Below are 26,056 nucleotides of genomic sequence, written 5' to 3'. Positions count from 1 at the left end.
ATCGAGTTGGCACACTGTCTGCAATACCCCTGTTAACGCTGCAGCATCAAGGTTTACGTACTGCAGACTTTTAATAAAACAGGAGTTACTCGTATGAAGAAGTTCGCTCTCGCTACTGCTACCGCTCTGACCCTGGCCATGGGTGCTAACGTAGCCTTTGCTCAGACTTCCCAAGCCCCTATGACGCTGGCGGCCGGTGAAGTCACCAAGGCTAAAGAGTCCACTTCGGATACCTGGATCACCACCAAAGTCAAAGCTGACCTGCTGACCGAGAAAGGTATTCCTGGTTCGGACATTAAGGTTGAGACCAACAAAGGTGTGGTTTCCCTGTCCTCGACAGTTGCTATCTCCGACGCTCAGAAAGCTACTGCTGTAGCGATCACCAAGAAAATCAAAGGCGTAACCGCAGTTTCGGCTGACGGCCTGATGGCTGGCGGCGCTACCAAGGCTGATAACGTCGACAAAACCAAAAGCGCAGCTGCTGGTGCCAAAGAGTCCACCTCGGACACTTGGATCACCACCAAAGTGAAAGCTGACCTGGTAACCGAGAAAGGTATTCCTGGCACCGACATCAAAGTCGAAACCAACAAAGGTGTAGTTTCCCTGTCGTCGACCGTCGCAGTGACTGAAGCGCAGAAAACTACCGCGGTGAACATCACCAAGAAAATCAAAGGCGTTAAAGCTGTATCGGCCGACGGCCTGAAAGCAGAGTAACGCTTAACGAATCGCCTGAGCTAGGCGGAGGCGGCCACGAGCGAGTTAGATATCCGCTCAATGCACCTCACAGGTTCATGCGACCGACCACACGGATGTGGTCATTACAGGCCCCGGCACTTGTGTCGGGGCCTGTTCTATTGTGGGTAGAAAAGTGGGGAGGTCAGCGCGGCTCTTGTGGCGAGGGGGCTTGCCCCCGTTGGGCTGCGTAGCGGCCCCTTGGTATGACTACGGTGATCCGCCTGAATGACCGCGACGCCCTCATTGGCGCCGCTACGCAGCCCAACGGGGGGCAAGCCCCCTCGCCACAGGTGCTCACCGGGTGCCGGTTTATTCGGCATCCAGATGCATCGGTGTTACCACCCGACCATCTTTCTCTGCTTCCCCAAGGTTTGCATCGATAAAGTAGACCCGCTCATCTTCCAGCTGCGCCTTGTCTACCAGGTAGTCCTTGATCGCGCTGGCGCGGTCCTGGCCCAGTTGGCGCAGCAACACGTCACTGCCGCTCCAGAACTTGATCACACCGTCCCGCAGCTTGGCGGTGCGCTCGTCATTGCTCAGGTCTTTCCATTCGGCCGGAGGCTGTTGTTTCAGGCGGGTGCGGTAGATGCCTTCCAGCAGCGGCGCCTTTTCCTTTTCCGGTACTTCGAGCAGCGACGCCTGGGCCGGCACCTTGTCGCCACGGCGCTGGAGGATCTTGTAGTAGTTGTACTGGTATTCGCGTTCCAGCCGTTGTGCGGCCAAAAGCGGGCCGTCACTGCTGGCAGCGGCGGTGCCTTCGATCTCCAGGCGCAGCGCAGGGCGCTCCTTGAGGGCTTTGGCCAGGCTGTCGAGGGCCGACTGGGAATCCTTGCTCAGTTCGCTGGAGCCTGCCGCAAACGACACGTTGCCAAGGTCTTGAGCACCACCACCGCTGATCAGGCCGCCAATGAACTTGAATGGCGCCGTGGCCGCACGCACTACCAGGTTGCGCAGGGTCTGCCAGACAATCGGCATGACGCTGAACTGAGGGTTGTTCAAGTCGCCGGTCACCGGCAGTTCGATCGAGATCTTGCCGTCGGAGTCCTTGAGCAGGGCTATCGCCAGGCGAATCGGCAGGTCCACGGCGTCGGCGCTGTCGACCTTCTCACCCAGTTGCAGTTGCTCGACCACCACCTTGTTTTCGGCCTTCAACTGGCCCTTGGTGATGACGTAATGCAGGTCAAGGTTGAGCCGACCCTTGCGGATGCGGAACCCGGCAAACTTGCCCGAGTATGGCGTCAGGGTGGTCAGTTCGACGCGTTTGAAGCTGGTGGCGATATCCAGTGCGGCCATCGGGTCAAACGGATTCACGCTGCCCTTGATGGTGACCGGTGCATAACGGTCAACCTTGCCCTTGACGTCGACGCTCGCCGGTTTGGCCTGGCGACTGTCAATGGTGCCGATCTGGCCGTTGAGCTGCTGGATGGCCGTGGCGAAGTTCGGGGTCAGGCTGAAGTCGGCGAAGTTGGCCGAGCCGTCGTTGATCGCAATTTGACCAATATGAATGCCCAGGGGCTTCTCTTTGCTGGCCGCAGGTTTCGCCGCGGACTTGCCGGGGCTGTTGGCCGGCTGCGGGATCAGCAGGTCATCGATGTTGGTGGTGCGGTCATCGTTGATCATGAAGCGCGCATAGGGCTGCAACAGGTTGACCTTGTCGATCGACAGGCTGTCGCCATGTTGATAATTCACGCCTTCCAGCACCAGGCGCTGCCACTTGAGGAAGTCCCGGGTCTTCATGGTGTCCAGGGTGTGCAACTGGTCGACCTGGGCCCGGCCGGTCACCTGGAATGCCAGGGGGGCGGTGCTTTTCAGGTTCACGTCGAGGTTGCTGCCGAGCATGCCGCTACGCAGTTCCAGGCGGATAAACGGGCTGATATACGACTGGGCGACGCGCAGGTCGATGTCTTTGGTGTCCACTTTCAGCTTGGCGCTGACCGGGCTCAGGTTGACCTGGCCGGTCGCCTCGAGCTTGCCTTGTTTGCCTACGCCGGTATCGAGCTTGAGGGTAAAAGGGCTCTGGTTAAGGCTGTCGAAACCCTGCAGGTCAAGGTTCAGCGGCCCGACTTCCAGGGCGACTGCCGGTTTGGCCGAGCGGTCAGCCAGATGCACTTGATAGTCGCGCAGCTGCACGTCCTTGAGCAGCACTTGCCAAGGCTTGCTCGGCGCTGCCGGTGCAGGTTTTGGCGAGTCGGCGGTAGCGGGTGCGGTGGCTGGCTCGGCTGCGGGTGCAGTTGCAGGTTTGCTCGGTTGGCTGGCAAACAGCTTCTGCCAGTCCAGCTGGCCGTCGGCTTCAAGGGCGGCCCAGGTTTCGAGTTTATTACTGCGGATCTTGCCGACGATCACTTGCTGTTTGGCCAGGTCCACGGTGGTTTCGCTGACGTCCAGCTTCTGCAGGCGCGCGAGCGGCCGGCCATCCGGTGCCTTGATCGCAAACGGCGCGACACTCAGGGCGACGTTGGTCAGGTTCAGCTCGGTTTCCTTGGCCAGGCTCAGCTTGTAGTCGGTGCTGAAGTTGAGGATGCCGTCTTCCAGAACCAGCGGCACCGCATCACGTACATACGGCCACCAGACTTTCATCTTGCCGTCGGTAACCTTGAGTTTGCCCTCGGAGGCGATCGGGATCAGGCTGAAGTTGCCGGTCCAGTCGATCTGGCCGCCTTCAGGGCCGGCTGCCACCAGGGTCATGTCGGCGTTGTCATCGGGCAGCGTGCTGAGGTTTTTCAGCTCGAAATCGAGTTTGTCGTAGAGAAACTCGATCGGCTCGCTCGGGCGCAAATCCTGGAAGTGCACATAGCCGCCTGCCAGCTTGATGTTATCGATGCGCAGCGGGAATGGCTTGGCGTTCGGATCGGTTGGTGTCGGTTCGCTGGCCGGGAGTTTGAACAGCTGCGCCAGGTTGAGCTGGCCGGATTTGTCGAACAGCAGCTCGGTCTTGGGCTTGTCGAGTTGTACGTCGGCCAGGTGCAGGGCGCGGGTCCACAGGCTGTCGATCTGCAGGTTGGCATAGAGGCGTTCAAAGGCCACTTGCTCCTTGCCCGGCTCACCGATATTCAGGCCCCACACGGTCAGTTCGAGGCTGAACGGGTTGAGCTCGATACGCTCGACACGCGCCGGCACCGTGGCGTAGTTGGCCAACTGTTGGTTGGCCACGCGAAGGGCAATACCGGGGAGAATCAGGAAGCCCAGCAAGCTGTACAGGGCAAGGGCGGTCAGCAAGGCGCCAGCGGCGCGAATCAATCCTTTGGGCATATGTGACGCCATCTATGTCAATCAAGAGTGCCTTGGAGTATGGCACGGGTTTACGGTTCCGAAGAGCCGGGCCTTTATTACTGCGCCCTGGCCCTTTTGGGACAAGTCCTACAGTTGCAGGATCAGGGTCTTCAGCGGTGGTTGCTGGTCGTGGGACGGGAAGTCTGCGCCGGGTGTCATGACCTGCCAGTCGCGCACCGGGCGCCCGGCCTTTTCCGCGCAGCGCAGGACCTGGTCACGCCAGTCGTCCATGCCGACTTTCGCCAGGTTGTTGCAGCAGATCAGCACGCCGTTGTCGGCCGTGGCCAGCAGCGCCGGCTTGAGCAGGCTCTGGTAGTCGCGCAGCAGGTCGACGGTACCGAAGGCGCTCTTGGCCCAGGCGGGTGGGTCGAGCAGTACCAGATCGTATTGACGCTGCTCCAGGCGCGGGTAACTCGGCAGCTTCTGCCCCCGACGCTGGCTGATGGGCAGGCCGGCCAGCTGGCGGATTGCCGGGAAGTAGTCGGACTGGATGAATTCCATCGTCGGCAATTGCGGGTTGAGCTGGCCGTTTTCGCGACCGACCGCCAGGTTGCCCCCGGCAAAGTCCAGGTTGCACACCTCACGAGCGCCACCGGCAGCGGCGCTCAGGCCTACGCCGCAGGTGTAGGCAAACAGGTTCAGCACGCTTTTGCCGGCGCTGTGTGCCTTGACCCAGCCACGGGTGTTGCGCAGGTCCAGGAACAACAGCGGGTCTTGCCCGGCATGGCGGCCGCGCACGCGGTAATTGAGGCCCCATTCGTGGCCGACCAGATCTTCCAGGGCTGCGGGCTCGGCGCGGTACACCGTGTCTTCACGGTCGATGCGCGAGTTGCCCCGGGAGCGGTCGTTGTAGACCAGCAGCAGTTCAAGCCCCAGGTGCTGGTTGATTGCTTGATGCAGGTGCAACAGGTCGTCGCTTTCCAGCGACTGGTGAAAACTCTGCACCAGCAGTTGCGGGCCGTAGCGGTCGATCGTCAGGCCGCCGGCGCCTTCCTGGCTGCCGTGGAACAGGCGATAGCAATCGGTACCTTGTGCATGCAACTCGGCGAGCAGGTCCTGGCGATGATCGAGGGCGGCGCGCAGCGCCTGATTCAAGGAAGACATAGTGCGCGCCTTGCAGAGTAATTGGGGCGCGGGAGTTTAACAGTTATGGCTCCAGCAGGCCCATTCGCCTGTGGGCCCGCTGCACCGAACCATTGCGCATGGCCCAGCGCAACAACGGCGCGCTGCGCCTGACCCCGGCACGAATCATCTGGCGCTGGATCGGGCTTTGCTTCTGCCCGAGCATGTCGCTGGCCCAGTCCGGCAGCAGGTCGATACCGGCCTGCATCATCAGCGAGCCAAACGGCTTGGCCAGGGTGCTGGGAGACGGCGCATTGAGCAGCAGGCGCAGGACTTCGTGGCTGCGCTGGTCACACAGCAGTTGCGGGCGGATACGCTCAAGGTAATCGGAAACTTCCTGGCGCGAACGCGGCACATGGCGCGCGCCCAATTGCTCGGCCACCAGGGCGATTTCGCTGTAGTACCGGTCTTGATCCCTCGCAGATAAATCCGGGTTGCGATAACGCAGGTGGGCCGCGAGAAAGTTGCTGACCTCCGCCACATGCACCCAGGTCAGCAACTCGGGATCACTGGCGGCATACGGTCGGCCGTCCGGTGCATGGCCGACCACTTGCAGGTGAATGGTGCGCACTTTCTCGATCAGCCATTCGGCGTCACGCCGCGAACCAAACGTGGTGCCGGAAATGAACTGCGAGGTGCGTCGTAACCGCCCCAGCATGTCCTGCCGAAAGTTCGAGTGGTCCCACACGCCGGCCAACGCCAGCGGGTGCAATGCCTGCAACATCAACGCGCTGATGCCGCCGATCAACATGCTGCTGAAGTCGCCATGGACCTTCCAGCTCACCGAGTTCGGCCCAAAGAGACCCGGATCGCCCTTGGGGTTCTCCAGGTCGAGTTGGCCCAGCGACAAGCCGGTCAGGCTCATCAGCTGGTTTTCGATGCGGCTGCGAATGAATTCCATGGGTTCCTAGCGGTTGAGGCGCTTGTCGATCAGGCCGTCCACCACGCTCGGGTCGGCCAGTGTGGATGTATCTCCCAGGCTGTCCAGCTCGTTGCAGGCAATCTTGCGCAGGATCCGCCGCATGATCTTGCCTGAGCGGGTTTTCGGCAAGGCCGGCGCCCATTGAATCAGCTCGGGCTTGGCGAAGCTGCCGATTTCCTTGCTGACCAGGTCCAGCAGGTGTTTTTTCAGCGCGTCGTCGGGCTCGACGCCATTCATGGGCGTGACGAAGGCATAGATGCCCTGGCCTTTCACGTCGTGTGGATAACCGACCACCGCGGCTTCTGCGACCTGATCATGCAGCACCAGGGCGCTTTCGACTTCGGCGGTGCCGATGCGGTGCCCGGAAACGTTGATCACGTCGTCGATGCGGCCGGTGATCCAGTAGTCACCGTCCTCGTCGCGCCGCGCGCCGTCGCCGGTAAAGTAGCAGCCGGGGTAGGGTTTGAAATAGGTGTCGATCATCCGCTGAGGGTCGCCGTACACGCTGCGGATCTGCCCCGGCCAGCTGGATTTGATCGCCAGCACGCCGCTGCCGGCGCCACTGATTTCCTTGCCTTGCTCATCGAGCAGCACCGGCACCACGCCAAACATCGGCTGGGTGGCGCAGCCAGGCTTGATCCGCTGGGCGCTGACCAGCGGGCTGAGCATGATGCCGCCGGTTTCGGTCTGCCACCAGGTGTCGACAATCGGGCAGCGTTGTTCGCCCACGGCATTGAAGTACCAGTCCCAGGCTTCCGGGTTGATTGGCTCGCCGACACTGCCCAGCAGACGCAGGCTGGCGCGGGAAGTGTTTTCCAGTGGGCCGTGGCCTTCCCGCATCAGCGCGCGTAACGCGGTCGGCGCGGTGTAGAAGATGTTGACCTTGTGTTTGTCGATCACCTGCCAGAACCGCGAGCTGTCCGGGTAGCTCGGCACGCCTTCAAACATCAGCGAGGTCGCACCATTGGCCAGTGGCCCGTACACGATATAGCTGTGGCCGGTGACCCAACCGACATCGGCGGTGCACCAGAACACTTCGCCGTCACGGTAATCGAGCACGTACTTGAAGGTCATCGCAGCCTGCAGCAGGTAACCGCCGGTGGTGTGCAACACACCTTTGGGTTTGCCGGTGCTGCCGGAGGTGTAGAGGATAAACAGCGGGTCTTCCGCATCCATCGGCTCGGGCGGGCAGTCGTCGCTGGCTGCATCCAGGGCCTGTTGATACTTGAGGTCGCGCCCTTCAGTCCAATTGACTGCCGCGCCAGTGCGCTGCACCACCAGTACCGTGCTGACACCCGGGCAACTGGCCAGAGCCTTGTCGACATTCTGTTTCAGCGCCACCGGCTTGCCGCCGCGCACGCCTTCATCGGCGGTGATCACCGTGTGGCAATCGGCGTCGAGAATGCGGTCGCGCAGGGCGTCCGGCGAGAATCCGCCAAACACCACCGAATGCACCGCACCAATCCGCGTACAGGCCAGCATCGCGTAGGCCGCCTCGGGAATCATCGGCATGTAGATACACACGCGGTCGCCTTTCTTTACGCCACGGCTTTTCAGCACGTTGGCCAGGCGGCTGACGTTTTGGTGGAGCTGGCGGTAGGTAATTTTGGAAGACGTCGCAGGATCATCGCCCTCCCAGATGAAGGCCGGCTGATCAGCGCGTTGCGCGAGGTGACGGTCGATGCAGTTGTAACTGACGTTCAGTTGGCCTCCGGCAAACCATTGCGCGGCGCCGGTCTTGATGTCGGATTTCTGGACGGTCTGCCAGGGCGTGCTCCAGTCGAGAAAACGCTTGGCCTGTTCGGCCCAGAACGTATCGGGTTGCTCGACGGATTGGCGGTAGAGGCGCTGGTAGTCCTCTTGACTGAGTTGCGCAGCCCGGCGGACGGCATCGGCGGCGGGGAACGTGCTGATATCGAACATGAGGGATCCTTATTCTTGTTTTTTGCGACAAGAGGGGAGCTTTGCGACCCTCGTAGGAGCTGGCAAGCCAGCTCCTACAAGGGTCCGCTCCCGCAGGTTCAGACCCTCATTGTAGTGCCGATACCATCAACCGCGGTGACGGCCGCGGAAGTAGTTGATCAACCCCTGGGTGGACGCATCGTCCGCAGGCTGTTCTTCGGTGCCGGTCAGGCGGTTGTAGACGCCTTTGCCCAGCTCCTTGCCCAGCTCCACGCCCCACTGGTCGAACGCGTTGATGCCCCAGATGACGCTTTGCACGAACACTTTGTGTTCATACATCGCCACCAGTGCGCCAAGACGGCGAGGGCTGATGCGTTCAACCACAATGGTGTTGCTCGGACGGTTGCCCGGGATCACCTTGTGCGGTGCCAGCTTCTGCACTTCGGCTTCGTCCATGCCCTTGTCGCGCAGCTCGGCTTCAGCCTCGGCGCGGGTCTTGCCGAGCATCAGGGCCTGGCTCTGGGACAGACAGTTGGCGTACAGCCACTGATGGTGGTCGGAGACCGGGTTGAAACTGACGATCGGCACGATGAAGTCGGCCGGGATCAGTTGGGTGCCCTGGTGCAGCAGCTGGTGGTAAGCATGCTGGCCGTTGCAGCCTACGCCGCCCCAGATAACCGGGCCGGTGTCGGTGGAAACCGGCGTACCGTCCTGGCGCACGCTCTTGCCGTTGGATTCCATGTCCAGCTGTTGCAGGTGCTTGGTGATGTTACGCAGGTAGTGATCGTACGGCAGGATTGCGTGGCTCTGCGCGCCCCAGAAGTTGCCGTACCACACGCCCAGCAGGCCGAGCAGCACCGGCATGTTCGCCTCGAATGGAGCGGTCTGGAAATGCTGGTCCATGGTGTAGGCGCCGGACAGCAGTTCCTTGAAGTTGGACATGCCGATGGCCAGCGCGATGGGCAGGCCGATGGCCGACCACAGCGAGTAACGACCGCCCACCCAGTCCCACATCGGGAAAATGTTCTCTTCGCGGATACCGAAGGCCACGGCCGCCGCGTTGTTGCTCGATACGGCGATGAAGTGGCGATACAGCTCGGCTTCCGAGCCACCCTGGGCCAGGTACCAGGCGCGGGCGGCCTGGGCGTTTTTCAGGGTTTCGAGGGTGTTGAAGGATTTTGACGAGACGATGAACAGCGTGGTCTCGGCGCGCAGCTTCATGGTCAGCTCGTGGAACTCGCTGCCGTCGATGTTCGCCAGGTAATGGCAGCGCACGCCTTTGTGGGCGTAGGACAACAGCGCTTCAGACACCAGCTCCGGGCCGAGGAACGAGCCACCGATACCGATGTTCACCACGTCGGTGATCGGCTTCTCGGTGTAGCCACGCCACAGGCCGTCGTGGATGCGGCCGACCAGGTCAGTGATCTGGTTCAGCACCTTGTGCACGTCCGGCATGATGTTCACGCCGTTGACCGACAGCTTGTCACCCACCGGGCGACGCAGTGCGGTGTGCAGCGCCGGGCGGCCTTCGGAGGAGTTGACCGGCTCGCCGTTGAACAGCGACTTGATCGCGCCCTGAAGGTCGACTTCCTTGGCCAGGCCTACCAGCAGGTCGCGGGTTTCGCTGGTGATCAGGTTTTTCGAGTAATCGAGGAAAAGTCCGCAGCTGCTCAAGGTGAACTGGGTAAAGCGCTGGGGATCGGCATTAAAGGCTTCGCGCATGCTGAAATCCTGCATGGCTTGGCGATGTTGATTGAGCGCTTGCCAGGCGGGCAGAGCGGTAACGTCATGAGGAGTGCGGTAGTACGCCATCGCTGCGGGTTTCCTTTTTATTGCTGGGACTGCTTTTAGGACACTTGAAAGCCGGGAATGTCCTGTCTTTGTGAAGATGACAGGCTCCGGTCAACGCCAACGAAGAGCGTAGGGCGAATACATTAAACCTAGCGTGTCGATCTGTCTTGGCTTTGTCTGCGCTGTGGCCGGTACTTTTTTATACCGGCCGATCAGGCAGTGCAACAGGCGGGGTGTGCGGCGGGGTCAGTTCAGGTGCAGATGCAGGTTGTCGATCAGCCGGGTGGCGCCCAGGTAGGCGGCGACCAGGATCACCAGGTCCTTGTCTTCGGCGGTGGCCGGACGCAGGTGCAGGCCCTGGCGAACCTCCAGGTAGTCCATGCGAAAACCTGCCGCTTCGATCTGCTGGACCTGTGCGGCGCGCAGTTTGGCGAAGTCGCGGTCGCCCGCTTCAATGGCGGCGGCGATCTGGCTGAGGCTGCGGTACAGCACCGGTGCGATCGCGCGCTGCTCGTCGGTGAGGTAACCATTGCGCGACGACAGCGCAAGGCCGTCGTCGGCGCGCACGGTCGGCTCGCCGATAATCTGGATCGGCATGTTCAGGTCATGGACCATGGCGCGAATCACCGCCAGTTGCTGGTAGTCCTTCTGGCCAAAGATCGCCAGGTCCGGCTGGACCATGTTGAACAGCTTGCTGACCACCGTGGCCACGCCTTCAAAATGCCCGGGCCGGCTGGCGCCGCACAGGCCTTCGGACAGTTGCGGCACGCTGACGCGAGTCTGGCCGGCCATGCCGTCGGGGTACATCTCCTCGACGGTCGGGGCGAACAACAGGTTGCAACCGGCTTGAAGCAGCTTTTCCTGGTCAGCCGCCAGGGTGCGCGGGTACTTGTCCAGATCTTCGCCGGCGCCAAATTGCAGCGGGTTGACGAAAATGCTCGCCACCACGAAGTCCGCTTGTTGCGCAGCCTTGGTGACCAGCGTGGCATGGCCGCTGTGCAGGTTGCCCATGGTGGGCACGAAGCCGATGCGCTTGCCCGCACTGCGGGCATGGGTGACGGCGGCGCGCAGTTCGCGCACGGTCTTGACGGTGTTCATGCGGAGAATCCGTGTTCGGCGCCCGGGAAGGTGACGGCTTTGACTTCGCTGACGTAGGCGGCGAGGGCTGATTGGATACTGTCCTGGCCCGCCATGAAGTTCTTCACGAACTTGGGCACGCGGCCGGTAAGGGACAGGCCCAGCATGTCATGCAGTACCAATACCTGGCCGTCTGTGGCAGAACCGGCGCCGATACCGATCACCGGTACTTTAACGGCCTGGGTGATTTCCGCTGCCAGCTCGCTTGGCACGCATTCGAGCAGAATCATGCACGCCCCGGCGTGTTCAAGGGCGATGGCATCGGCCCGCATCTGGCGCGCCTGGGCTTCGCCGCGGCCTTGTACCTTGTAGCCGCCGAGGATATTCACCGACTGTGGCGTCAGGCCCATGTGCGCGCAAACCGGCACGCCGCGTTCAGCCAGCAAACGAATCGACTCGGCGAGCCAGGCGGCACCTTCAACCTTGATCATGTGTGCACCGGAACGCATCAGTTGAGCACTGTTGGTCAGGGTCTGTTCGATGGTGGCATCGGCCATGAAGGGCAGGTCGGCAATGATGAAGGCGCCTTCGTTGCCGCGCTTGACGCAGGCCGTGTGGTAAGCGATTTCATCATTGGTGACGGGCAGGGTGCTGTCATTCCCTTGTAGAACCATGCCCAGGGAGTCCCCCACCAGCAACACTTCAACTCCTGCCTGGCTGCTGGCCTGGGCAAAAGTGGCGTCGTAGCAGGTCAGCATGGTGATCTTTTCACCTTTGAGCTTGAGGCTCTGCAAGGTGCTCAGGGTAACGTTTGGCATGAAAAGGGTCCTCATTCAGGCGCTTGGAAACAGCGAGTAACGCGCGTGAGTCTTCGTTTATACAGGCGCACTTTCTTAAGGATCAGTGCTTATAAGGCCTGGATTGCGCCCTTTAGCGCCGGGTAGGCGGCAGCGGGACGCCTATAGTCGTGAGGAGGACTCTGGAAGTCAATTGGATGTGTTACCGCATTGTTACGGCGGTGGTGTTACCGCTGTTACTGATGCGATTCAGCAGGCGCCAGGCGTTCCAGGCCGACAAACGGGCAGGCATCCAGCAGGTCGCCGAGCAGGCGGCCATCGGCCAGTTGCAGGCTGGCCGGGGCCAGTTCTGCCAGCGGGTAAAGCACGAATGCACGCAGGTGCATTTGATAGTGCGGCACCTTCAGGCGCGGCTCATCGATCAGCCGGTCGCCAAACACCAGGATATCCAGGTCCAGGGTGCGCGGGCCCCAACGCTCAAGACGCTCGCGGCCCTGGTCATTCTCGATGGCTTGCAGCGCATCGAGCAGTTCCAGTGGTGCCAGGGCGCTGTCCAGGGCCGCGACCGCATTGGTATAGCGCGGCTGGCCCGGGAGCAGGGAATCACTTTGATAGAAGGCGGAGACGCCCGCCAGCGTGGTGTCCGGCAATTGCGCGAGGGCCTCGATGGCGTCGCGCAATTGTTGTTCAGGGGCAGCCAGGTTGCTGCCCATGCCTACGTAGATACGTTCCACGTGCTTACTCGCCCGACGCGCTCGATGAATCGCCAGCGCTGCGTTTGCGCTTGCTGCCACTGCTGCGGCGACGTTTTTTCGGGCCATCGCCGGTGGCTTCACCTTTGCTGCTGAGCTCTTTGATCATCTCGCGGCGCTGGCTGTCGTTGGCGTCCTGGTAGTCGGTCCACCATTCTCCCAGGCCGTCGGTCTGCTCGCCGGCGCTTTCGCGCAGCAGCAGGAAGTCATAGCCGGCACGGAAGCGCGGGTTGTCCAGCAGCAGATCGGCGCGTTTGCCGCTGCGGCGTGGCAGGCGCTCCTGCATGTCCCAGATCTCGCGGATCGGCATGGTGAAGCGTTTCGGGATGGCGATGCGCTGGCATTGCTCGGCGATCAGCTCGTGAGCGGCTTCCTGCATGGCCGGAATTGCCGGCATGCCACGGTCTTGCAAGCGCATGACGCGTTTTGGAAGCGCTGGCCACAACAGGGCGGCAAACAGGAACGCCGGGGTTACCGGTTTGTTCTGCTTGATGCGCAGGTCGGTGTTGATCAAGGCTTCGCTGATCAGCGTGTGGGTGTAGGTAGGGTTGTACTCCAGTGCTTCGGCGCTGGCCGGGAACAGTGGGTCGAACAACTGCAGGTCTACCAGCATTTCGAAGGTGTCGGCAGCATAGCCGGAGAGGAACAGCTTGAGCACCTCTTCGAACAACCGGGCCGAGGGGATTTCCCGCAGCATCGGCGCCAGGTCGCGAATCGGCGCGGCCGTGTGCTTCTCGATGCCGAAGTTCAGCTTGGCGGCGAAACGCACGGCCCGCAGCATGCGCACCGGGTCTTCCTGGTAGCGTTGCGTCGGGTCGCCGATCAGGCGCAGCAGGTTGTTGCGGATGTCGTGTACGCCATTGGCGTAATCGAGGATGCGCTCGCTGACCGGATCGTAATACAGGGCATTGATGGTGAAGTCGCGGCGCTGCGCGTCTTCTTCCAGGGTGCCGTAGACGTTGTCCCGCAGGATGCGCCCGCTTTCGTTGCGGGAAGACTGGTTAGTGTCTTCTTCTTCATCGTTTTGCGGATGGTTGGCGCGGAAGGTCGCGACCTCGATGATCTCGCGACCAAAGTGGATGTGCACCAACTTGAAGCGCCGGCCGATGATCCGCGCATTGCGGAATTCGGCACGCACTTGTTCCGGCGTGGCGCTGGTGGCGACGTCGAAATCCTTGGGAGTGATATTGAGCAACATGTCGCGCACGCAACCGCCAACCAGGTAGGCCTGGTAGCCGGCGTTCTGCAAACGTTCGACGATGTTCACCGCATAACGGCTGAACTGGGCGCGTTGCAGCGAATGCTGGCTGCTATTGAGCACTTCAGGCGTGCTGCGTTTGTGTTGCGTACGACGCAAGGGAGAACGGAATGACTGGAACAACTTCTTCAGCATGGGATGCACTGTTTGAAGGAATGTTCGGCCATAACGAAGAATGACCGCATGATGGGCCGGGATTCTAGCATTTAGTCAGGGGATGGTGTAGGAACTAGCTGCAAGGCTTGAGCCAGAAGCTTAAAAGAAGGGTGGCAAGTGCCAAATCGCAGAAACTACAAGGGGAGCCGAAGCTCCCCCAGAAGTAGTTGCGTGCTCTATTTTTATTATTGGTTTCGGGCTTCTTGTTTTTGTTGATCGCCCTCGCCATGAAGCTTCACCTTCATGACACTCCCAATCGGGAGCCAAGAGCAAACGGATTGCTTTGGTCGCTGTGTTGCTGATCTACGATCCAACCAGTTCAGGCTCTGCCTTAGGGCAGTTTTTGTTGTTCTCGGCCTGGTTGCGGGGCAAGCCCCAAATGCAACGCCTCTCCAAAAGAATCAGTTAGCTGCGCCTCCGCCGTGTTGTTTTTGTTATGCGTGAGTCGATTCGTCTTATTTTTATTGTCTTGTACATTTGCTTGTTATTGTTTTTGTACTAAGCATATAGCAGGGTGCGTGCCAACTTTTGCGAGGCCCAGCAAAATAAGGGGTTTGGGGCGTTTTCGGGTTTTTTGTAGGCGAAAAAAAGCCGGGGCTTCGTTACCGTAAGCCCCGGCTTTTGTTACGTGAAAAATCAGCGGTAACAGTTTTTTCACATCTGCGGGTGTTACCTGTGGGGGCGACCCACTCAGCTTTCGCTGGCAACCCCGGTCTTGCGCCGCGGGATACCCAGGCGCTGGCGCCGTTCCCACAGGCATTTACGGCTGACGCCCAGTTTGCGCGCCAGTTCGGTCTCGGTCATGTGGTCCTGGTGCTCCAGCACGAAATGCTGGAAGTAATCTTCCAGTGACAAATCTTCCGTCGGCTCGTGGCTGTTGTTACTGCCGCCACCTTGCTGCGGTGGCAAACCGATGAAGTCATCATCATCCAGGTCGCTGAGCTCGATATCGATCCCCAGCAGCTCGGCGGAAATTTCCGGGCTCTCCGACAGAATCACCGCACGCTCTACCGCGTTTTCCAGCTCCCGCACGTTACCCGGCCAGGAGTAGTGACGAATCGCCTGCTCGGCATCGGCAGCAAACTTCAGGTCGGTACGGTTGATGCGCGCACTCTGGCGCGCCAGGAAGGCCGTGGCGATTTCGTTGACGTCAGCGCCGCGCTCACGCAGGGCCGGCAGTTTGAGAGCGATCACGTGCAGGCGGTAATAAAGGTCTTCACGGAACTGGCCAATCTTGGCCAGGCTCTTCAGGTCACGGTGAGTGGCCGCAATCAGTCGTACGTCGACCTTTTGCGACTGTACCGAACCGACGCGGCGTATTTCGCCTTCCTGGAGTACCCGCAGCAAGCGTGCCTGGGCTTCCAGCGGCAGTTCGCCAATCTCGTCGAGGAACAGCGTGCCGCCGTCGGCGGCCTCAACCAAACCCGCACGGCCAGCGCTGGCGCCGGTAAAGGCGCCTTTTTCATGGCCGAACAATTCGGATTCGATCAGGGATTCGGGAATCGCCGCGCAGTTCACCGAGATCATCGGTGCCTTGGCGCGCTTGGACAGGTTGTGCAGGGCACGGGCCACCAGTTCTTTACCGGTACCGGACTCGCCCTGGATCAGTACATTGGAGTCGGTTGGCGCCACTTTGCGGATCTTGCTGTAAAGGTCCTGCATGGGTGGGCAGGAGCCGATGATGCCGATTTCGCCGTTACTGTTATCAATGCCGGGTTTTTCAGAACCATTGGCGGCCTTGCCCGCTGCCGGGCGTTCAGCCGGTGCGCTGCTGGCCGATTGACGGTCACGCAGGATGCGCGCTACGGCCTGGAGCATTTCGTCGTGGTCGAAGGGCTTGGCGATGTAGTCCACCGCGCCCATCTTCATGGAGTCCACGGCCGAGCGCAGGCTGGCGTAGCTGGTCATGATCAGCACCGGAGTGCCTTGGCCGAGCTTGATCAGCTCGGTGCCGGGGGCGCCTGGCAAACGCAGGTCACTGACGATCAGGTCGAACGTGGGAATGCTGAAACGCTCTTGGGCTTCCTGCACCGAGCCGGCTTCGCTGACCTGGTACTGATTACGTTCAAGCAGGCGACGCAAGGCAGAGCGGATAATGGTTTCGTCTTCGACGATCAAAATGTGCGGCATTGATTCAACTCTCTCGACGGTCTCAGTTCACAGCGGACGTCGCTTCGACATGACGCGGCAAGGTCACCCGAATACGGGTGCCGCGTTGGCTTTCGGTGTCAGCCGGGCTGTCGATGGTGATTTGTCCATAATGCTCTTCAACGATGGAATAGACCAGTGCAAGGCCCAGACCGGTACCTTCACCCGGATCCTTGGTGGTGAAGAAGGGTTCGAACAATCGATCCATGATGTTCTGTGGAATGCCGCTGCCTTCGTCCTCGACGATCAGATCGACCGTGTGCTCGAAAGCCTCGCTCTTGACCCGTACTGCGCTGCCGGCCGGCGATGCGTCGCGGGCGTTGGACAGCAGGTTGATCAGCACTTGGGCCAGGCGTTGTGAATCACCGTCGACCCAGTGTTCCGGGTCGCACAGGTTGAAGAACTGTACTTCGAAATTGCGCCGGTTCAAGGCCAGCAGCCCAATGGCATCCTGGGCCACTTCGGCCAGGCACACCGCTTCGTCGTGATTCTGATGGGCGCCCGCGTGGGCAAAGCTCATCAGCGACTGCACGATGCGCGAAACACGCTTGGTCTGCTCGAGAATCTGCCCGCTGATTTCGATGATTTCGCCGTCTTCTTCGCGCTCTTCCCGCAGGTTTTGCGCGAGGCAGGCGATACCGGTGATCGGATTGCCGATTTCATGGGCCACACCCGCGGCCAGGCGCCCGATGCTGGCCAGGCGCTCGGAGTGCACCAGCTTGTCTTCGAGCATCTGGGTTTCGGTCAGGTCTTCCACCAGCAGCACCAGGCCGCTGTTGCCGGGCGCCAGTGGCTCGTCGATGGCGGCCTTGTGCAGGTTGAGCCAGCGGGTCTGGCCATCCAGCGCCAGGTGCTGTTTGTGCAAGTGTTCGTCGGGCAGGTTGATGAAGCCCTGGAGCAATTCTTTCCACGGGTCGCCAATGGTGTTCAGGCGCGAGCCCACCACACGTTGGGCGGCGATGCCGGTGAGCTCTTCCATGGCCTTGTTCCACATCAGGATCTCTTGATCCTTGGCCAGGGAGCAGACGCCCATCGGCAGTTCCTGCAACGTCTGGCGGTGATAGCGGCGCAGGGCATCGAGTTCGGCGGCAAGGCCGGTGAGGCGGGAGTGGTAATCCTCCAGCCGGCTCTCGATGAAGTGGATGTCTTCGGTCACGTAGTTTTCACCGCCGGCCTTGTAGGGCAGGAAGGTCTCGACCATGTCCTGGGACACGCTCGGGCCCATCAGGCCGGAAAGGTTGGCTTCGATACGGTCCCGCAGGCGGCGCAGGGCATAAGGCCGGCGCTCGTCGAACGGCAAGTAGAGATCGCGCAGGGCCTGCTCGACCTCCTTTTGTGCGGCCTTGGCGCCCAGCGGCTTGGCCAGTTGCGTGGCGAATTCCTGGGGTGAGGCGGCGTGCAGTTCGCGGCGTTGCGGGCGACGTACGTTGTCCACTGCGCAGGCTTCGGCGGCGCTGGTTTCTTCGGGGCTGGCGTTGGTGAACAGCGAGATCAGGGTGAACATCAGCACGTTGGCCGCCAGCGAGGCGATTGCCGCCATGTGCCAACTGGTGTCATCCAGCACGTAGATCATGTTCAGCAGCGGGATGTAGAAGCCCTGCAGGTTGCCCACCAGCGGCAGCAGCATGGTCACGGTCCATACCAGGATCCCGGCGAGCAAACCGGCGATAAAGCCTCGGCGGTTGGCGGTCGGCCAGTACAGCACCGACAGCACGCCCGGCAGGAACTGCAAGGTGGCAACGAAGGCAACGATGCCCAGGTTGGCCAGGTCCTGTTCTGCACCCAGCAACAGGTAGAAGCCATAGCCGGCCATGATGATCGCGACGATCAGGGCCCGGCGGGTCCATTTCAGCCAGCGGTAGATATTGCCTTCGGCCGGCGGCTGGTAGAGCGGCAGCACCAGGTGATTCAGCGCCATCCCCGACAGCGCCAGGGTACTGACGATGATCAGCCCGCTGGAGGCCGATAATCCGCCGACATAGGCCAGCAATGCGAGGGATTTGCTGTTGGCGGCAATACCCACGCCCAGCGTGAAGTATTCGGGATTGGTGGTGGCGCCAAGTTTCAGGCCGGCCCACAGGATCAGCGGCACCGCCAGGCTCATCAACAGCAGGAACAGCGGCAAGCCCCAGCTGGCGCTGACCAGCGAGCGCGGGTTGAGGTTTTCGGTGAAGGTCATGTGGTACATGTGCGGCATCACAATCGCCGAGGCGAAGAACACCAAAAGCAGCGTGCGCCATGGGCCTTCCTGCAACGGCGTGTGCAGTGCGGCCAGGGCGGTCTGGTTTTGCAGCAGCCACAGTTCCAGCTGTTGCGGGCCGTCGAATACGCCATACAACGCATACAGACCGACACCGCCGATGGCGATCAGCTTGATCACCGATTCAAACGCGATCGCAAACACCAGTCCTTCATGTTTCTCACGGGTGGCGATATGCCGTGAGCCGAAGAAAATCGTGAACAGAGTGATCAGCGCGCAGAAGCTCAATGCCACGCGGTGTTGCACCGGCTCGCGGGTGAGGATGCTGATGGAGTCGGCCACGGCCTGGATCTGCAATGCCAGCAACGGCAGCACGCCGATCAGCATGAAAATCGTGGTCAGCGCACCGGCCCAGGTACTGCGAAAACGGAACGCAAACAGGTCGGCCAGGGACGACAACTGATAGGTGCGGGTGATTTTCAGGATCGGATACAACAGCACCGGCGCCAGCAAGAACGCGCCGGACACCCCGAGATAACTCGAAAGAAAGCCGTATCCATACTGATAGGCCAGGCCCACGGTGCCATAAAACGCCCAGGCACTCGCGTACACGCCCAACGACAAGGTGTAGGTCAACGGATGGCGAATGATCGCCCGCGGAATCATCCCACGTTCACTGATCCAGGCTACCCCGAACAACGCGGCCAGGTAGGCGGCGCTGATCAGCAGCATCTCGGTCAGGCTAAAGCTCATCGGCATCTTTTTGGCTCTGCAGGATGAAAGTCACGACGATCAGAATCAGCCAAAGCAGATAGGGCCGGTACCAGGCGCCTGTGGCGTCGATCCACCAATCCATGATGGCGGGAGAAAACAGGTAGATCCCGACGACCAGCAGCAGGACCAATCGATAGATGTACATGTTGGCCTCTGATTGAAAAACTGCGGCGATGGTAACGGATGGCTCGCAAGCTGCAAGCGCCTTCAGCGCAATTGCGCTTCGGCCAGCGTGAGTGTGCGCGGGATCTGTGTGGCATCCCAGTGTTGAATGCCCCAATCCAGCAGTTCCCGTGGGCTGGCGTGGTGCAGTTCGTCGCCCGCCGGCTGGCCCAGGGCGCGCAGTGCTCTTAACAGCAAAGGCGTGGCCTGGTCAGTGGTCAAGGGCGGTGAGCGGTAGGATTTGCCCAGCTTGTTACCGTCCGGCTGGATGATCAACGGCACATGCAGGTAACGCGGTTGGCGCAGGCCCAGCAATTCTTGCAGATACAGTTGGCGTGGCGTGGAGTCGAGCAGGTCGGCGCCACGCACGATGTCGGTCACACCTTGCCAGGCATCATCGAGGACTACCGCCAGTTGGTAGGCATACAGGCCGTCGCGACGGCGGATGATGAAGTCGCCTACGTCGCGACCCAGATGCTGTCGGAATTCGCCTTGTACACGGTCGGTAAAGTGGTACTCCAACTCCGGCACCCGCAGACGAATGGCAGCATCTTGCTGGTCATGCCCGGCATTGCGGCACAGGCCGGGATAAATCCCGTTGTAGGGTTCCAGTTGTTTGCGCGAACAGGTGCAGGCGTAGGCCAGGCCGTGATTGAACAGGCGGTTGAGCACGTCAGCGTAGGCATCGTGCCGCTCGCTTTGTCGGACCAACTCCCCGTCCCATTCAAAACCATAGCGTTCCAGGGCATTCAGGATGGCGGCCTGGGCGCCGGGCTCTTCCCGTGGCGGATCGAGGTCTTCCATGCGCATCAGCCAGCGGCCTTGGTTGGCACGGGCGTCGAGGTAGGAGGCGAGGGCGGCGACCAGGGAACCGAAGTGCAGGTGTCCGCTGGGCGTGGGGGCGAAACGCCCGATATAGGAGGAGGCTGTCATGGGCCGGATATTACTGGAAAACCAGCAAACGCCAGAAACAAAAATGGGGCGTTCGCACGCCCCATTTGTTCAGCCCGGCAATGATTACTTGCCGACCTGTTTTTCCTTGATTTCAGCCAAGGTCTTGCAGTCCACGCACAGGTCGGCGGTAGGACGCGCTTCCAGGCGGCGAATACCGATCTCGACGCCGCAGGACTCGCACCAGCCGTACTCTTCGTCTTCGATGAGTTGCAGGGTCTTGTCGATCTTCTTGATCAGCTTGCGCTCGCGATCACGGGCGCGCAGTTCAAGGGCGAACTCTTCTTCCTGGCTGGCACGGTCTGCCGGGTCCGGGAAGTTGGCCGCTTCGTCCTTCATATGGTCAACGGTACGGTCAACCTCTTGCATCAAGTCCTGTTTCCACTGCTTCAGGATCTTGGAGAAGTGTTCGCGCATGGGCTTGCCCATGTATTCCTCACCCTTCGCCTCGACGTAGGGTTGGAAGCCGCTGATGCTCTGTTGCTTTGCTTGGGTGGGCATGAATGGACCGCCTCTCACTCTTCTAATCCATTGCGCAGGATTGCAACATCACCGACACCTGCCGGCCCTGCGGCTGCAAGCGGGCGAACTTACCAGATAGATTCGGGGTGCGCCACTCCCGGTTGTCGAGGCACCGTCTCCTGAGGCTTGCAAACCGCCGCAGGCCCCAGCAGGGCGGGCTTGTACGGTCTCGAATGTTGATTTTAGCTGTTTTGCAGGTAGTTGCTTGCCGTGCTTGCTACATGTCTTGGGGCAATAGAGCAGGTTTTGCGCGGCGGGTTGGGTAGAATCGGGGTTTGTCCTCAGAGTTAAGGAAGGCTAATGGCTCAGCCCTACAGTGCGCGCAGCCGCGCTATCGAACCTTTCCATGTCATGGCGTTGCTGGCGCGGGCCAATGAATTGCAGGCCGCCGGTCACGACGTGATTCACCTGGAAATCGGCGAGCCGGACTTCACCACCGCCGAGCCCATCATCAAGGCCGGGCAGGCGGCGCTGGCCAATGGCAAGACCCGCTATACCGCGGCCCGCGGGCTGCCGGAGTTGCGGCAAGCCATCAGCGGTTTCTACCAGCAGCGCTACGGGTTGAGCATCGATCCCGAGCGAATTCTGATTACTCCCGGCGGCTCGGGAGCCTTGTTGCTGGCGAGCAGCCTGCTGGTGGATCCTGGCAAGCACTGGCTGCTGGCAGACCCAGGCTACCCCTGCAACCGCCACTTCCTGCGGCTGGTGGAGGGCGCGGCCCAACTGGTCCCGGTCGGCCCCGAGGTGCGTTATCAACTGACCGCCGACCTGGTGGCGCGCCATTGGGATCAGGACAGCGTGGGCGCGTTGGTCGCGTCGCCTGCCAACCCTACCGGCACCATCCTGACGCGGGACGAGTTGGCGGGGTTGTCGAGCGCCATCAAGGCGCGCAATGGGCATTTGGTGGTGGATGAGATCTACCACGGCCTGACCTACGGCACCGATGCCGCCAGCGTGCTGGAAGTTGACGATGAAGCCTTCGTTCTAAATAGTTTTTCGAAGTATTTCGGAATGACCGGCTGGCGCCTGGGCTGGCTGGTGGCGCCGCCTGCTGCGGTGGGTGAGCTGGAGAAACTGGCGCAGAATCTCTACATCAGCGCGCCGAGCATGGCCCAGCATGCGGCCCTGGCCTGCTTCACCCCGCAAACATTGAACATTCTTGAAGATCGCCGGGCCGAGTTTGGCCGGCGTCGCGACTTCCTGCTACCAGCGTTGCGCGAGTTGGGTTTCGGTATTGCCGTGGAGCCGGAAGGCGCGTTCTACCTGTATGCCGATATCAGCGCATTCGGCGGCGATGCCTTCGCGTTCTGCCGGCACTTCCTCGAAACCGAGCACGTTGCGTTCACGCCGGGCCTGGATTTCGGCCGTTATCAAGCCGGTCACCATGTGCGTTTTGCCTACACGCAAAACCTTGATCGCCTACAGCAAGCCGTTGAACGGATTGCCCGCGGCCTGCGGAGTTGGCAAGGCTGATGCGCTTTAATCCTCCCCTTGAAGAAGGCCGGCTGATCCGCCGCTACAAGCGTTTTCTCGCCGATATCGAAACCGTTACCGGCGAGTTGTTGACCATTCACTGCCCGAACACCGGCTCGATGTTCAACTGCATGGTGGAAGGTGGCCAGGTCTGGTTCAGCCGCTCCAATGACCCCAAGCGCAAGCTGCCAGGCACCTGGGAAATCAGCGAAACCCCACAAGGGCGCCTGGCGTGTGTGAACACGGCGCGGGCCAATCAGTTGGTTGAAGAAGCGCTGCGCGCGGGGGTTATCACCGAGCTCAATGGCTTTACTGCCTTGAAACGCGAAGTCGCCTACGGCCAGGAAAACAGCCGGATCGATTTCCGCCTGGACTACCCGGCGGGCGTGGCATATGTCGAAGTCAAAAGCGTCACCCTCGGGTTTGACGGGACCTCGACGGCGGCGTTTCCCGATGCCGTGACCCAGCGCGGTGCCAAGCATCTGCGTGAGCTGGCGCATCTGGCGCGTGAGGGTGTACGGGCAGTGCAGTTGTACTGCGTCAACCTCTCGGGGATCGATGCGGTGCGTCCTGCCGAAGAAATTGATGCCGGTTACGCGGCAGCGTTGCGTGAGGCCAAGGCGGCGGGCGTCGAGGTGCTGGCCTATGGCGTGCGAGTGACGTCAGAGGAAATCTGCGTCGATCGCCGGCTGGAAGTATTGCTCGGCGACTAGAGTTGTACCCACAGGCCTTGTTCGTCCTCGCGGCCGGGCAGGGCTGTCAGGCTCTGGCCGGCGCAAGGGCCGGCGACGCACTCACCGCTTTCGATCAGGAACAGCGCGCCATGGGTGGCGCACTGGATCAGGCTGGCGCTGGGGTCGAGAAACTGGTGCGGCTGCCATTCCAGCGGCACCCCGCGATGTGGGCAGCGGTTGATATAGAAGTAGGCAATGCCTTCGCGGCGCACGGCAAACAGCTTGCGGCCGTCGATATCGAAACCGAGGCTGGCGTTGGGTGCGAGTTCGCTGGAGGCGCAGAGAAACTTCATATCGATCCTTAAGTGCCGCCGTTTGCGGGCTGCAAGGCTATCCTGGTTTTTGCCGCAGAGCCCGGTGCTTGACGTGCAAATGCAAACAATTATCAAATGCCGGCTTCGCCCGTAAGCTGACTGGGCGCTCTGTACGATGTCGGGCAGCCTTGATCTGTCACATTGCGAGTGTTTCAGCGGGCTCACCCCTTGGAAGGAAACCCTTTTATGCGCCTGAGTGCCAGTGCTATCGCGCTCGTTGTCGGACTGCTGGTCAACGCTGGGGCCCAGGCCTCTGAACTGCCACAACGCTGGGTCAGCGCCGGTGGTGCGTTGTCGGAATGGGTGACGGCCCTGGGCGGTGAGTCAAAGCTGGTGGGCGTGGATACCACCAGCCAGCATCCGGAATCCCTCAAGGCGTTGCCGAGCATTGGTTACCAGCGTCAGTTGTCGGCGGAAGGCATTCTGAGCCTGCGCCCGCAAATCCTGGTGGGCACCGAGGAAATGGGGCCGCCACCGGTGTTGGCGCAAATCCGCAATGCCGGTGTGAAAGTGGAGCTGTTTTCAGCCGAGCCGGATCTGCCGACGCTGCAGGGCAACCTTCAGCATTTGGGCAAGCTGCTGGGTAACGAAGCGAAGGCTGCAGAACTGTTCAGTGACTATCAGCAACAACTTGACCAACAAAAGAACTGGGTGGCCAAGGCCCAGGCCACTCAAAAGGCGCCTGGAGTGCTGTTGCTGCTGGGACATGCCGGCGGCAAACCGCTGATTGCGGGCAAAGACACGGCGGCTGACTGGATGTTGCAGCAGGCCGGCGGCCACAACCTGGCGACCCACGATGGTTACAAGCCGTTTTCCGTAGAGTCGCTGGCGGGGCTCAATCCTGAGGTGCTGGTGTTTGCCGATCGCGCTTTGACCGGGGATGCGGCCCGCGCCGCGTTGTTCAAGGAAAACCCGATCCTGGCTTCGACGCCAGCGGCCAAGAATGGACGCGTCTATGAACTGGACCCGACGCTGCTGGTGGGTGGGCTTGGGCCACGCTTGCCGCAAAGCCTGGTGAGGCTGTCTGCCGGGTTCTATCCGTCTCAGGCTAATACCGCCCCATGACCACTCTGGTTAAACCGCGAACCCTTTTTATCGGCTTGAGTCTGCTGTGTGTATTGGCGATCTGGTTGTCATTGGCCCTGGGGCCGGTGAGTTTGCCGTTAATGGACACACTGCGGGCAGCCTTACGCTTGATGGGTGTGCCAATCGAGGCCCAAGGCCTGGAGCAGGCGGAGTTGATCCTCGGGCAGATTCGCCTGCCGCGTACGTTGCTGGGCTTGGCCGTCGGTGGGGTTCTGGCACTTTCAGGCGTTGCAATGCAGGGGCTGTTTCGCAATCCATTGGCTGATCCCGGCTTGGTCGGGGTTTCCAGCGGTGCAGCGTTGGGCGCGGCGATTGCGATTGTCGGTGGTTCGTTTTTTGGCGGTTTGCCGGATGCACTCGGGCCTTATCTGCTGTCGTTGTGTGCCTTCCTCGGCGGTTTGGGGGTAACAGCGCTGGTCTATCGCCTGGGGCGGCGCAACGGCCAAACCAACGTCGCGACCATGTTGCTGGCGGGTATCGCCCTGACGGCGCTCGCCAGTTCGGCGGTGGGCCTGTTCACCTACCTGGCAGATGACGCTACCTTGCGCACCCTGACGTTCTGGAACCTGGGCAGCCTGAATGGCGCCAGCTACTCGCGCTTATGGCCGCTGCTGCTGGTCAGCGCCGGCGTAGCACTGTGGCTGCCGCGCCGGGCCAAGGCGCTGAATGCACTCCTGCTGGGTGAGTCGGAAGCCAGTCACTTGGGCATTGATGTTGAAGGCCTCAAGCGCGAACTGGTGTTCTGCACCGCGCTGGGCGTGGGCGCGGCCGTGGCGGCTGCGGGGATGATCGGCTTTGTCGGGCTGGTGGTGCCGCATCTGGTACGCCTGCTGGCGGGGCCGGATCATCGGGTGCTGCTGCCAGCCTCGGTGCTGGCGGGGGCGAGTTTGCTGTTGTTTGCCGATCTGGTGGCGCGCCTGGCCTTGGCGCCGGCGGAATTACCGATCGGCATTGTTACCGCGTTTATCGGTGCGCCGTTTTTCCTCTACCTGTTGTTACGAGGGCGCGCCTGATGCTGCGAGTAGAAGACCTGCAGATCTGCCGTGGGCGCAAAACTGTGCTGGCGGACATCACCCTGGACCTGTTGCCAGGAGAAGTGCTCGGCGTATTGGGCCCCAACGGTGCGGGAAAAAGTACATTGCTCGGTGCGTTATGCGGCGAGTTGCAGCCCGACCAAGGCCGTGTGTGGCTGGATCAGCGTGAGTTGAAAGACTGGGGCGGAGCGCAGCGTGCCCAGCGGCTGGCGGTGTTGCCGCAGACCTCGACCCTGGACTTTGCCTTTCGCGTCGAAGAGGTGGTGGGCATGGGGCGCTTGCCTCATCAGACGGGCCGGGTGCGTGACGATGAAATCATCAATGCTGCCTTGCAGGCTGCCGACGTTAGCCATTTGAGCGGGCGCAGCTATCTGGCGTTGTCGGGCGGCGAGCGGCAGCGTGTGCACCTCGCACGGGTGCTGGCGCAGCTATGGCCGGGTGAAGCGGGGCAGACCTTGTTGCTGGATGAGCCGACGTCAATGCTTGACCCGCTGCACCAGCACACCACCTTGCAGGCGATCCGGCGCTTTGCCGACCGTGGCGCGGCGGTGCTGGTGATCCTTCACGACCTGAACCTGGCGGCGCGCTACTGTGATCGCATCCTGTTGCTGGAGGATGGCCGGCCCCATGCGTTGGACACACCGGCACAGGTGTTGCGGCCTGAGCCGCTGAAGGCGGTATTCGGGCTGGATGTGTTGGTGCAGCCGCATCCGGAGCGCGGCCATCCGTTGATCATTGCCCGCTGAAAATCGCCGCAGTTTTTTATGGGCAAAAAAAGACCCGGCAAGAGCCGGGTCAAATAACCGTGATTAGCCTGATGAGGAGATAATCTGAGAGTCCGAACCAATGGTCTTTCAGTTATCGGCTGATCTCGCG

21 protein-coding genes are annotated in these 26,056 nt (G+C 61.2%); 6 read left to right on the top strand and 15 right to left on the bottom strand.

The features are described 5' to 3' along the window. The first annotated feature begins 93 nt into the window (after nucleotides 1-93). Nucleotides 94-714, top strand: coding sequence for a BON domain-containing protein (locus tag HX821_RS28405; protein WP_003212178.1), 621 nt, complete (start codon nucleotides 94-96; stop codon nucleotides 712-714). Nucleotides 715-1,044: 330 nt separating this feature from the next. Here the strand turns inward: HX821_RS28405 and HX821_RS28400 are convergent, their stop codons facing one another. From HX821_RS28400 to dksA, 14 genes are all read right to left on the bottom strand, one after another. Next, complete coding sequence (locus HX821_RS28400) at nucleotides 1,045-3,984, bottom strand: DUF748 domain-containing protein (protein WP_003212176.1); 2,940 nt, start codon at nucleotides 3,982-3,984, stop codon at nucleotides 1,045-1,047. A 108-nt stretch (nucleotides 3,985-4,092) separates the two neighbouring features. Next, complete coding sequence (locus HX821_RS28395; protein WP_177037062.1) at nucleotides 4,093-5,109, bottom strand: class I SAM-dependent rRNA methyltransferase; 1,017 nt, start codon at nucleotides 5,107-5,109, stop codon at nucleotides 4,093-4,095. A 43-nt stretch (nucleotides 5,110-5,152) separates the two neighbouring features. Continuing rightward, on the bottom strand, nucleotides 5,153-6,028 hold the full coding sequence (locus tag HX821_RS28390) for an oxygenase MpaB family protein (RefSeq protein WP_177037060.1): 876 nt from the start codon (nucleotides 6,026-6,028) through the stop codon (nucleotides 5,153-5,155). A gap of 6 nt (nucleotides 6,029-6,034) precedes the next feature. Continuing rightward, nucleotides 6,035-7,972 (bottom strand): acetate--CoA ligase, encoded by a 1,938-nt coding sequence (gene acs, locus HX821_RS28385; RefSeq protein WP_177037058.1) that lies wholly within the window; start codon nucleotides 7,970-7,972, stop codon nucleotides 6,035-6,037. 126 nt (nucleotides 7,973-8,098) lie between these two features. Further along, nucleotides 8,099-9,763 (bottom strand): glucose-6-phosphate isomerase, encoded by a 1,665-nt coding sequence (gene pgi / locus HX821_RS28380; RefSeq protein ID WP_003212168.1) that lies wholly within the window; start codon nucleotides 9,761-9,763, stop codon nucleotides 8,099-8,101. Between the two features lie 225 nt (nucleotides 9,764-9,988). Next, complete coding sequence (gene panC / locus HX821_RS28375; RefSeq protein WP_003212166.1) at nucleotides 9,989-10,840, bottom strand: pantoate--beta-alanine ligase; 852 nt, start codon at nucleotides 10,838-10,840, stop codon at nucleotides 9,989-9,991. Next, nucleotides 10,837-11,637: a 3-methyl-2-oxobutanoate hydroxymethyltransferase gene (gene panB / locus HX821_RS28370; protein WP_177037056.1), complete on the bottom strand. Its 801-nt coding sequence runs from the start codon at nucleotides 11,635-11,637 to the stop codon at nucleotides 10,837-10,839. The genes panC and panB overlap by 4 nt, the downstream gene beginning before the upstream one ends. A 215-nt stretch (nucleotides 11,638-11,852) precedes the next feature. Next, a complete protein-coding gene (folK, locus tag HX821_RS28365; RefSeq protein WP_177037053.1) occupies nucleotides 11,853-12,350 on the bottom strand; it encodes a 2-amino-4-hydroxy-6-hydroxymethyldihydropteridine diphosphokinase in 498 nt (165 codons plus the stop codon). Nucleotides 12,351-12,354: 4 nt separating this feature from the next. Continuing rightward, complete coding sequence (locus HX821_RS28360; protein WP_003212161.1) at nucleotides 12,355-13,761, bottom strand: polynucleotide adenylyltransferase PcnB; 1,407 nt, start codon at nucleotides 13,759-13,761, stop codon at nucleotides 12,355-12,357. A gap of 711 nt (nucleotides 13,762-14,472) precedes the next feature. After that, complete coding sequence (locus tag HX821_RS28355) at nucleotides 14,473-15,912, bottom strand: sigma-54 dependent transcriptional regulator (protein ID WP_003212159.1); 1,440 nt, start codon at nucleotides 15,910-15,912, stop codon at nucleotides 14,473-14,475. 22 nt (nucleotides 15,913-15,934) lie between these two features. Further along, nucleotides 15,935-18,889 carry a sensor histidine kinase gene (locus tag HX821_RS28350; protein WP_023659379.1) on the bottom strand — a complete coding sequence of 985 codons (2,955 nt, stop codon included), beginning with the start codon at nucleotides 18,887-18,889 and terminating at the stop codon, nucleotides 15,935-15,937. Further along, nucleotides 18,873-19,049 carry a hypothetical protein gene (locus tag HX821_RS28345; protein ID WP_003176118.1) on the bottom strand — a complete coding sequence of 59 codons (177 nt, stop codon included), beginning with the start codon at nucleotides 19,047-19,049 and terminating at the stop codon, nucleotides 18,873-18,875. Before HX821_RS28345 ends, HX821_RS28350 begins: the two co-directional genes overlap by 17 nt. 62 nt (nucleotides 19,050-19,111) lie before the next feature. After that, nucleotides 19,112-19,999: a tRNA glutamyl-Q(34) synthetase GluQRS gene (gene gluQRS, locus HX821_RS28340; protein WP_177037051.1), complete on the bottom strand. Its 888-nt coding sequence runs from the start codon at nucleotides 19,997-19,999 to the stop codon at nucleotides 19,112-19,114. Nucleotides 20,000-20,083: 84 nt separating this feature from the next. Continuing rightward, nucleotides 20,084-20,518: an RNA polymerase-binding protein DksA gene (gene dksA, locus HX821_RS28335; protein ID WP_003212154.1), complete on the bottom strand. Its 435-nt coding sequence runs from the start codon at nucleotides 20,516-20,518 to the stop codon at nucleotides 20,084-20,086. A gap of 321 nt (nucleotides 20,519-20,839) precedes the next feature. Here dksA and HX821_RS28330 point away from each other — a divergent pair, with 321 nt between their 5' ends. Both HX821_RS28330 and sfsA read left to right on the top strand, forming a co-directional pair. Further along, nucleotides 20,840-22,012: a pyridoxal phosphate-dependent aminotransferase gene (locus tag HX821_RS28330; RefSeq protein ID WP_008436881.1), complete on the top strand. Its 1,173-nt coding sequence runs from the start codon at nucleotides 20,840-20,842 to the stop codon at nucleotides 22,010-22,012. After that, nucleotides 22,012-22,725, top strand: coding sequence for a DNA/RNA nuclease SfsA (gene sfsA / locus HX821_RS28325; RefSeq protein ID WP_177037049.1), 714 nt, complete (start codon nucleotides 22,012-22,014; stop codon nucleotides 22,723-22,725). Before HX821_RS28330 ends, sfsA begins: the two co-directional genes overlap by 1 nt. Here sfsA and HX821_RS28320 read toward each other — a convergent pair. Next, entirely contained in the window at nucleotides 22,722-23,039 is a 318-nt protein-coding gene (locus HX821_RS28320; RefSeq protein WP_003212149.1) for a Rieske (2Fe-2S) protein, read from the bottom strand. The genes sfsA and HX821_RS28320 overlap by 4 nt on opposite strands. Nucleotides 23,040-23,246: 207 nt before the next feature. Between HX821_RS28320 and HX821_RS28315 the strand changes: the two genes are divergently transcribed. The 3 genes from HX821_RS28315 to HX821_RS28305 are packed head-to-tail and all read left to right on the top strand — an operon-like array spanning nucleotide 23,247 to nucleotide 25,926. Beyond that, complete coding sequence (locus tag HX821_RS28315; protein ID WP_102368088.1) at nucleotides 23,247-24,125, top strand: hemin ABC transporter substrate-binding protein; 879 nt, start codon at nucleotides 23,247-23,249, stop codon at nucleotides 24,123-24,125. Further along, nucleotides 24,122-25,159, top strand: coding sequence for an iron ABC transporter permease (locus HX821_RS28310; RefSeq protein ID WP_003212144.1), 1,038 nt, complete (start codon nucleotides 24,122-24,124; stop codon nucleotides 25,157-25,159). The genes HX821_RS28315 and HX821_RS28310 overlap by 4 nt, the downstream gene beginning before the upstream one ends. Further along, nucleotides 25,159-25,926: a heme ABC transporter ATP-binding protein gene (locus tag HX821_RS28305; RefSeq protein WP_134325723.1), complete on the top strand. Its 768-nt coding sequence runs from the start codon at nucleotides 25,159-25,161 to the stop codon at nucleotides 25,924-25,926. Before HX821_RS28310 ends, HX821_RS28305 begins: the two co-directional genes overlap by 1 nt. The last annotated feature ends 130 nt before the right edge of the window (nucleotides 25,927-26,056 follow it).

It is taken from the genome of Pseudomonas sp. B6001, assembly GCF_013386015.1.
Lineage (GTDB): Bacteria > Pseudomonadota > Gammaproteobacteria > Pseudomonadales > Pseudomonadaceae > Aquipseudomonas.
The sequence above is the reverse complement of the archived record's forward strand: the minus strand, read 5'-3'. Positions and strand labels throughout refer to the sequence as shown.

Coding starts and splice junctions, on each gene's coding strand:
- HX821_RS28405 (WP_003212178.1), top strand. CDS start 94: ATGAAGAAGTTCGCTCTCGCTACTGCTACCGCTCTGACCCTGGCCATG.
- HX821_RS28400 (WP_003212176.1), bottom strand. CDS start 3,984: ATGCCCAAAGGATTGATTCGCGCCGCTGGCGCCTTGCTGACCGCCCTT.
- HX821_RS28395 (WP_177037062.1), bottom strand. CDS start 5,109: ATGTCTTCCTTGAATCAGGCGCTGCGCGCCGCCCTCGATCATCGCCAG.
- HX821_RS28390 (WP_177037060.1), bottom strand. CDS start 6,028: ATGGAATTCATTCGCAGCCGCATCGAAAACCAGCTGATGAGCCTGACC.
- acs (WP_177037058.1), bottom strand. CDS start 7,972: ATGTTCGATATCAGCACGTTCCCCGCCGCCGATGCCGTCCGCCGGGCT.
- pgi (WP_003212168.1), bottom strand. CDS start 9,763: ATGGCGTACTACCGCACTCCTCATGACGTTACCGCTCTGCCCGCCTGG.
- panC (WP_003212166.1), bottom strand. CDS start 10,840: ATGAACACCGTCAAGACCGTGCGCGAACTGCGCGCCGCCGTCACCCAT.
- panB (WP_177037056.1), bottom strand. CDS start 11,637: ATGCCAAACGTTACCCTGAGCACCTTGCAGAGCCTCAAGCTCAAAGGT.
- HX821_RS28360 (WP_003212161.1), bottom strand. CDS start 13,761: ATGCTGAAGAAGTTGTTCCAGTCATTCCGTTCTCCCTTGCGTCGTACG.
- HX821_RS28355 (WP_003212159.1), bottom strand. CDS start 15,912: ATGCCGCACATTTTGATCGTCGAAGACGAAACCATTATCCGCTCTGCC.
- HX821_RS28350 (WP_023659379.1), bottom strand. CDS start 18,889: ATGCCGATGAGCTTTAGCCTGACCGAGATGCTGCTGATCAGCGCCGCC.
- HX821_RS28345 (WP_003176118.1), bottom strand. CDS start 19,049: ATGTACATCTATCGATTGGTCCTGCTGCTGGTCGTCGGGATCTACCTG.
- gluQRS (WP_177037051.1), bottom strand. CDS start 19,999: ATGACAGCCTCCTCCTATATCGGGCGTTTCGCCCCCACGCCCAGCGGA.
- dksA (WP_003212154.1), bottom strand. CDS start 20,518: ATGCCCACCCAAGCAAAGCAACAGAGCATCAGCGGCTTCCAACCCTAC.
- HX821_RS28330 (WP_008436881.1), top strand. CDS start 20,840: ATGGCTCAGCCCTACAGTGCGCGCAGCCGCGCTATCGAACCTTTCCAT.
- sfsA (WP_177037049.1), top strand. CDS start 22,012: ATGCGCTTTAATCCTCCCCTTGAAGAAGGCCGGCTGATCCGCCGCTAC.
- HX821_RS28320 (WP_003212149.1), bottom strand. CDS start 23,039: ATGAAGTTTCTCTGCGCCTCCAGCGAACTCGCACCCAACGCCAGCCTC.
- HX821_RS28315 (WP_102368088.1), top strand. CDS start 23,247: ATGCGCCTGAGTGCCAGTGCTATCGCGCTCGTTGTCGGACTGCTGGTC.
- HX821_RS28310 (WP_003212144.1), top strand. CDS start 24,122: ATGACCACTCTGGTTAAACCGCGAACCCTTTTTATCGGCTTGAGTCTG.
- HX821_RS28305 (WP_134325723.1), top strand. CDS start 25,159: ATGCTGCGAGTAGAAGACCTGCAGATCTGCCGTGGGCGCAAAACTGTG.